The following is a 7,214-nucleotide window of genomic DNA, read 5'->3' as shown; positions in this document are numbered from 1 at the left end:
AGCAAGGAAACCGAGCAGCTCGACTACGACATGATTCGGGACTTGGCGAAACAATATCGTCCTAAATTATTGATTTGCGGTTATTCTGCCTATCCCCGGATTATTGACTTTGCTAAATTCCGCGAAATCGCCGATGAAGTCGGTGCTTTCCTGATGGCAGACATCGCCCACATCGCTGGACTAGTCGCCACAGGACATCATCCCAACCCCTTACCGTACTGTGATGTCGTGACTACTACTACTCACAAAACCCTCAGAGGGCCACGTGGTGGTTTGATTATGACTCGCGATGCCGAACTGGGCAAAAAGCTCGATAAGTCGGTCTTCCCTGGCAGTCAAGGTGGCCCCCTCGAACACGTGATTGCTGGTAAAGCTGTCGCCTTCGGCGAAGCGCTCCAGCCCGCCTTTAAGACCTATTGCGGCAACGTTATTGCCAATGCCCAAGCCTTATCGGGTCAGCTCCAACAACGGGGCTTCAAAATCGTTTCTGGTGGGACTGACAACCACCTGATGTTAGTCGATCTGCGATCCATCGGGATGACTGGCAAACAGGCAGATTTATTAGTCAGCGATGTCAATATTACTGCTAATAAAAACACCGTACCATTCGATCCAGAATCTCCCTTCGTCACTAGTGGCTTGCGATTGGGTTCGCCAGCGATGACTACTCGCGGCATGGGTACGACTGAGTTTGTCGAAATTGCCAATATCATCGCCGATCGATTACTTAATCCCGAAGATGATAAAGTAGCCCAAAATTGTATCCGTCGGATTGCGACTTTGTGTGAAAGCTTCCCACTCTACCCCAATCTGAGCGTTCCCGTTCCTGCTCTGGTTTAGATCGATCGTTGATAATTGGAGTGCATCAGATCGCAGATCTTGCACTCCTGTCTACCCACTCACTCAGTAGCTATTCTCTCAAAGCCGGGAAACAGATCGATATCTCTAACCCCAAGCCTAAAACCCAAAGCCTAACCCGCATAGCCACCTTTGCGAATCAGATCGTCAGGGCGGAGATTGGAGACAAAGCTGCGGAAAGCTTGACGTTCTTGCTCGTCAGCATCGCGATCTACCGGAATCGAAGCATCGGCAATGACTTCTTCGATGACCCAAATTGGGGCTTTGGTGCGGATGGCGATCGCAATTGCATCGCTAGGACGAGCATCGATTTCCCTGATCTGACCGTTGTCATTAATCGCGATCGATGCGTAGAAAGTATTATCTTGCAGCGAATTAATCGCGATCCGCTCGACCTTCAGATCGCAGCTATTAAAGATGTTAACCATCAGATCGTGAGTAAAAGGTCTTGGGGGCGTCTGCTTCTCCAAAGCACTAACAATTGCTTTAGCCTGTTCTTGGGAGATATAAATTGGTAGAGCGCGACGATCTGAAGCATCTTTAAGTAAAACGATCGGACTCCGAGATACAGCGTCCAAGGCAATCCCCGCTACTTTCATTTCGATCATGATGGTTTCCTACAGATAGTTGTTGATGTGGGTGGTTTAAGACGCGAGCGGTTGAAATGTTAACATATCGCGTCTGATGTGACACTTGCTACTTTCATTGCGCTGGGGATGAATGCGAGATCGATCTACCGACTTAAGTGGCTGCGGACGTTAGAGTTTAAAATAAAAACCAACGTAGATTAGTTTAACAAGCTTGAGCTTTGCCGCCACCGTGCTGGTATGTATCAAGGATGACCTACAAAATACTCGATCGCGAATAGTACTTTGACTGAAAATAGATGTTTACAGGACTAGTTCAATCGCTGGGAAATTTACGCCTTTTGACCGAGGACAGGCTGGAAGTTACATGTGAATTTTCAGATGCGAAGCTTATTCTAACCGATTTGACTATTGGTGATAGTGTAGCCGTAGATGGGGCATGTTTAACAGTCGAAGAAATATTACCACAGGGATTTATTGTGACTGTCTCACCGGAGACTATAGATCGTACAACGATCGGGCAAAGAGATCGCACTTCGACTTATGCAAATTTAGAGACATCTTTACGAGTTGGGGGCAAAATTGGCGGTCATTTTGTCACGGGGCATATCGACGGAATCGGAAGACTAGTCTCAAGTCGGGCTACTGCCACTTCCTGGGAAATGCGTTTTGCTGCCCCGGAGGCAATGACCGAGCAATGGTCGCATTATGTAAGTCGTTATTTAGTCTCTAAAGGAAGTATTGCTGTCAATGGAGTGAGTTTGACGATCGCCGATTGTGCGCCTGATGGTGAGTGGTTTACTGTGGCAGTAATTCCGCACACATACTCACAAACAAATCTCGCTCAGCTTCAACCAAATGAGTGGGTAAATTTGGAAGCAGATATTTTAGGCAAGTATGTTGAAAAATTGATGGGATCTTCAAATTCTCCTTCCAAACAGCGCGAAATCATCACACCTGATTTTTTAGCGGCAAATGGATATCGATAGGGAGTTGGGAGTTGGGAGTTGGGAGTTGGGAGAGTGGGGGACTGGGGGACTGGGGGATGATAGAAATTAACCCATTACCCACTACCCATTACCCATTACCCATTACCCATTACCCATTACCCATTACCCATTACCTCTTACCCATTACCCATTACCTCTTACCTCTTACCTTTTACCTCTTACCTCCCGTCAAGCTGACGGATATTAGCCTAAGTAGAGTTCGGTTTTACACCTGCGATCGAGCCTGCCCGATCCGTTAGTCTTTGGGTGTGAGTTATAGCGATCGGGTATATTGTGGTCAGAAAGTGGTTGCTCCCAACATTGAGCGAAGTATTGGCAAAAGCAGAACCGACAGGGATCGATCTGCTCGTACCGGAATTTAATCCTCCAGATCCGCATCCAGCGACAGATCGCCAAGAATTGCTACTCAAGGCACACAGCCAGTGGCAAAGTGCGATCGCGTCTGTGGAAACTTTGCTGTTAAAATCTCTGCCTAGCCCGATTGGAGTGCAGGATCTCAGCGAAGAGACAGTCATTGAAGGCTTGTTAATTACCGCACCACTGCCGATCTTTAGCCACCCCGCGATTGTCTCGCAACTTCACACGATTACCTTCACCACTCCCCACGCCAACCGCCAACTCCTACCTTGTAAAGCTACCGGGCGCGAGCCGGATTTTCAGGAGTATCATCATTTTCCGATCGAATTACTCCCGACAGATCCCCTCGCAGAAGAACGTTTTTGCCTAGTCCTTACCAGTCAATTTAGTTTAGTCGTCGTCTTGGGTGAAGAGGATGGTGAGCCGCGCTGTCAATTTTCCTTCGATCCTGACGATCTCGATCTGGCATGGAAATCCCTGCGGGGACGGATGATGCTCACTGCGCCCCAACACCTATCGTATGTAGACGAGCTAGCCGCTCGATTTAGCCCGATCGAGCCTGATTATCGGTGGGTGATGGCATTCAGTCAATACCTGCTCGAACACCAGCCTACTGCCCATATAGCCCCCGTAGCGCAGCAAGTTGAGGTACCCACCAAACTCGCAGCCGATGTGGAACTGATCCAAGCACTCACCCACGAAATTCGCACCCCGCTGACTACCATCCGCACGATGACGCGACTACTATTGCGTCAGCCAGAATTATCGCCCCGCGTCCTCAAACGCCTGGGTGCGATCGATCGCGAGTGTACCGAACAGATCGATCGGATGGAACTGATTTTTAGTGGCGTGGAATTAGCCACCACCGCCCCATCCCAAGCGGTAGATCTGACAACCATGTCGATTGGCGAACTATTGGAGCATAGCCTTCCCCAGTGGAAACAACAAGCCGAACGCCGCAATCTCAATCTCGCCGTAGCAATTCCCCATAAACTTCCCGCCGTCGTCAGCAATCCCACCATTCTCGATCGTGTCTTGACGGGTTTAGTCGAAAACTTTACCCGCAATCTTCCCTCTGGGAGCCGTATCCAAGTCGAAGTTACTCCTGTCGGCGACAGACTAAAACTTCAACTCCAATCCCAACCAGAATCCGATGAAAGTCCGCACACCGCCCCAACAGTACGACACGCGATCGGTCAACTCTTGACTTTTCAACCAGAAACAGGCAATCTGAGTCTGAATATGAATGTGACAAAAAATCTCTTTCAACTCCTCGGTGGTAAACTGATCGTGCGCCAGCATCTCCAACAAGGGGAAGTATTGACAATCTTTTTGCCGCTATCGACAATTGCACAGAGTTAGGGATTAGGCTTTGGGCTTTAGGCTTTAGGTTTTGGGCTTTAGGGTGCAATCGGGTTGATACATCGATCGACTATTATTCGTCGATCGGTATCCGATCTCTAATACCTAATTCCTAATCTATGAAGCCTACTCCCTACTCCCTAAAGCCTAATACCTAATCCCTAAAGCCTAATTTATGTGGTTTGTCAAAATTGAAACTGGAATAGTTCCCAAGCCGGAATTCGATCGATATATCCCCGCACACAAGGCTTATGTACAAGGTTTGATCGATCGCGGACACCAGGCAAAGACGGGATACTGGGGCGAACATGGGGGTGGCATGATGTTATTTCAAGCTGATTCACTAGCTGAAGCCGAACGAATTGTCGCCGCAGATCCATTGGTAAAAAATCATTGTGTCACTTACCAATTACACGAATGGCGCATCGTTATGGGCGATTAACTAATTGATAATTAATAATCATCAATTGATTTTCGTCCTACTTCTGAAAGAGTATAGAGAGGACGATGTTTGACTTCTTCGTAGATGCGCCCAATGTACTCGCCCAGAATTCCGATACTAATTAATTGCACTGCACCAAGAAAGAAAATCGCGATCGCGATCGTCGCAAAACCAGTCAGTGTAGAATTGGTAAATACTCGCCAATAGAGGACGAGAATCGCCATGACGATCGCCAAAACTGCTGAAAATAATCCCAAATAAGTAGACAATCGCAATGGCACACTCGAAAAAGAGACTAAGCCATTAATTGCCAATCCCAAACTTTTGGCAAACGTATATTTTACTTCGCCAGCAAACCGCGAATCGCGATCGAATTCCAGGGCAATTTGTTTAAAACCCACCCACGCTCTCAACCCCCGCAGATAGCGATTGCGTTCGGGCATTTGGTTGAGCAAATCTACCACTTGACGATCCATCAAGCAAAAATCGCCTGTGTCGGTAGGTATTTCCACATCAGCGAGATGTTTGAGGACGCGATAAAAAGCAAAGGCACACAGCCGCTTAAACCAGCCTTCTCGCACTCTTTTGGTACGTTGAGCATAGACAACTTGATACCCTTGTTGCCATAGTGCTAGCAAATCGGGAATTAATTCTGGCGGATCTTGGAGATCGCCATCTAAAACAATAATCGCCTTGCCCCGGACATAATTCAAGCCAGCCGTCACCGCAATTTGATGGCCGAAATTGCGTGCCAGACTCAGATATACTACTCGACTGTCGCGCTCGTGCAATGCCCTCAATAATTCTAATGTCCGATCCTGGCTACCATCGTTCACCAAGATCAATTCTGAAGTATCATCTAACCCATCCATCACTGCACTCACCCGCTGATACAAAGCCGGAATCGTACTCTCTTCGTTATAAATCGGAATCACTAGAGAATATTTAGGCATTTATCGATCCAGGCATGGTTGCAGCCATTGTGCAGGAAAGTAACTCCTCACAAGTTAGCTAATTACTGCGATACAATCAATTTCGACTAGGACATCTTTTGGCAACCTGGCAACTTCCACACACGCACGCGCTGGCGCAGTGGCTTCATCGAAGTAGCGCGCGTATACTTCATTCATTGTAGCGAAATCATTCATGTTTTTGAGAAACACGCCTGTCTTGACTACATCTTCAAAATTTGCACCAGCTTCTTTGAGAATAGCTGCGAGATTTGCCATCGCTTGCTCGGTTTGTTTGGCAACGTCGCCATCGTAAACTAATTGATTGGTTGCTGGATCGATCGCGATTTGTCCCGATACAAATAACATTTTACCAGTTGCGACGATCGCTTGATTGTATGGGCCTACTGGTGCGGGAGCGAGATCGGTTTGAATTATTTTTTTAGTCATAGGGATGTTCGGAAGTAAACCGTTATTACTTTACCGCGAACTCGCATTATTTACGACAGTGGTGCATCTACTCGATCTCCGTGAGACTTAGGGAACAGAGACGACTAAAAATGTCACATCTGACTGCGACTTGTTGTGGAATTGGTGAGCTACACCAGGGGCAATCTCGATGCCTTGCTGTGCCTGTAAGACTCGGATCTCACCATCAACTTCGATCTCAGCCTCACCTGTCAAGATATAAAAAAATTGGCGTGAATGAATGTGAAAATGCCGCTGTTCGCTTTCTCCTGGCGGCACCCGTTCGATAATAACGCTCATGTCATCATGTTTGACAAGATGCCAGCCATCACAACTCGTACCCCATAAATAGTGCTCGGCATTGGATCGATCTACAATTTCCGTCATAGTTTGAATATAGTTACGATCGATTTTACTCATAACGTTAACCGCTCGTTAATATCTCAAGCCACCATCAGGATCTGGAGGTGACGGATCGGGATCTACTTCGGCGACTTTGCGCGCAGGTTCGACAAATTCACCATATCTAATCGGTAACTGAATTACATTATTTGTTTCTGGTTTCTTCTCTTCATCCATGTCACCGCGTCGTCGTGCGGAAACTCGTTCTTCGCTCGTACCTTCACTAATTACTTCATATAAGACGGCTTGCTTATCGGCTTTGCCTTTGCGTAAGATTCGCCCCAGTCTTTGAATATATTCTCGCGGCGAAGCAGTACCAGATAAAATCACCGCGATACTCGCCGCAGGCACATCGACACCTTCATTTAAGACTTGCGATGCCACTAGCACATTATAAGTACCCTCGCGAAAGTGGGTCAAAATTTGATGGCGTTCTTTGACTGGGGTATGGTGAGTAATTGCGGGGATTAATAGAGATTGAGCGATCCGATAAACGGTGGCATTATCGCTCGTAAAAATTAGCGTAGCTTCGGGATAATGTCGCTCTAAAATCTCGGCTAAGATGCGTAATTTGCCATTAGTTGATAACGTGATTTCTTTAGCTTCCCGATGCGCTAACATCGCCCTTCTACCTTCAGTCGATCGACAACTTGCTCGAATAAACTTTTGCCAACCGTCGATACTACCGAACGAGATTTTTTGAGAGCGCAAAAAACGATCTCGTTCGGCAATTAGTTCGTGATAACGACTGAGTTCTTCAGGACTTAATTTAACCTTG

At 47.2% G+C, this 7,214-nt stretch carries 9 protein-coding genes; 4 read left to right on the top strand and 5 right to left on the bottom strand.

Features of this window, described 5'->3' with window-relative positions; translation table 11 throughout:
* Positions 1 to 840: serine hydroxymethyltransferase (gene glyA / locus RMO35_RS20570; protein WP_309743748.1), on the top strand; the 840-nt coding region annotated here is incomplete at its 5' end.
* Between the two features lie 131 nt (positions 841 to 971).
* Here the strand turns inward: glyA and RMO35_RS20565 are convergent.
* Positions 972 to 1,466, bottom strand: a complete 495-nt coding sequence (locus tag RMO35_RS20565; protein ID WP_309743746.1) for a bifunctional nuclease family protein — start codon at positions 1,464 to 1,466, stop codon at positions 972 to 974.
* 278 nt (positions 1,467 to 1,744) lie between these two features.
* Here RMO35_RS20565 and ribE point away from each other — a divergent pair, with 278 nt between their 5' ends.
* The 3 genes from ribE (at position 1,745) to RMO35_RS20550 (ending at position 4,616) form a co-directional block, all read left to right on the top strand.
* Positions 1,745 to 2,434: a riboflavin synthase gene (ribE, locus tag RMO35_RS20560; RefSeq protein WP_309743744.1), complete on the top strand. Its 690-nt coding sequence runs from the start codon at positions 1,745 to 1,747 to the stop codon at positions 2,432 to 2,434.
* Positions 2,435 to 2,767: 333 nt separating this feature from the next.
* Positions 2,768 to 4,174, top strand: a complete 1,407-nt coding sequence (locus tag RMO35_RS20555; protein WP_309743742.1) for a histidine kinase dimerization/phospho-acceptor domain-containing protein — start codon at positions 2,768 to 2,770, stop codon at positions 4,172 to 4,174.
* A 175-nt stretch (positions 4,175 to 4,349) separates the two neighbouring features.
* Entirely contained in the window at positions 4,350 to 4,616 is a 267-nt protein-coding gene (locus RMO35_RS20550) for a YciI family protein (RefSeq protein WP_309743740.1), read from the top strand.
* Positions 4,617 to 4,627: 11 nt separating this feature from the next.
* On the opposite strand, the gene RMO35_RS20545 is transcribed toward RMO35_RS20550, so the two are convergent.
* The 4 genes from RMO35_RS20545 to RMO35_RS20530 form a co-directional block, all read right to left on the bottom strand.
* Positions 4,628 to 5,569: a glycosyltransferase family 2 protein gene (locus RMO35_RS20545; protein ID WP_309743738.1), complete on the bottom strand. Its 942-nt coding sequence runs from the start codon at positions 5,567 to 5,569 to the stop codon at positions 4,628 to 4,630.
* Between the two features lie 54 nt (positions 5,570 to 5,623).
* A complete protein-coding gene (locus RMO35_RS20540) occupies positions 5,624 to 6,016 on the bottom strand; it encodes a RidA family protein (RefSeq protein ID WP_309743736.1) in 393 nt (130 codons plus the stop codon).
* Between the two features lie 87 nt (positions 6,017 to 6,103).
* The gene (locus RMO35_RS20535; protein WP_309743734.1) at positions 6,104 to 6,454 is read right to left on the bottom strand and encodes a cupin domain-containing protein; all 351 of its coding nucleotides are present in this window, start codon (positions 6,452 to 6,454) and stop codon (positions 6,104 to 6,106) included.
* Between the two features lie 15 nt (positions 6,455 to 6,469).
* On the bottom strand, positions 6,470 to 7,214 hold a 745-nt coding region (locus RMO35_RS20530; protein ID WP_309743732.1), incomplete at its 5' end, for a helicase-related protein.

The sequence above is a fragment of the Chamaesiphon sp. OTE_20_metabat_361 genome, from assembly GCF_031364565.1.
Note: the sequence above shows the minus strand (reverse complement) of the source record. Positions and strands in the feature narration are given on the sequence as shown.

Excerpts from the sequence above, each read along its gene's own strand:
- RMO35_RS20565 (WP_309743746.1), bottom strand. The coding sequence starts at position 1,466 with ATGATCGAAATGAAAGTAGCGGGGATTGCCTTGGACGCTGTATCTCGG.
- ribE (WP_309743744.1), top strand. The coding sequence starts at position 1,745 with ATGTTTACAGGACTAGTTCAATCGCTGGGAAATTTACGCCTTTTGACC.
- RMO35_RS20550 (WP_309743740.1), top strand. The coding sequence starts at position 4,350 with ATGTGGTTTGTCAAAATTGAAACTGGAATAGTTCCCAAGCCGGAATTC.
- RMO35_RS20545 (WP_309743738.1), bottom strand. The coding sequence starts at position 5,569 with ATGCCTAAATATTCTCTAGTGATTCCGATTTATAACGAAGAGAGTACG.
- RMO35_RS20540 (WP_309743736.1), bottom strand. The coding sequence starts at position 6,016 with ATGACTAAAAAAATAATTCAAACCGATCTCGCTCCCGCACCAGTAGGC.
- RMO35_RS20535 (WP_309743734.1), bottom strand. The coding sequence starts at position 6,454 with ATGAGTAAAATCGATCGTAACTATATTCAAACTATGACGGAAATTGTA.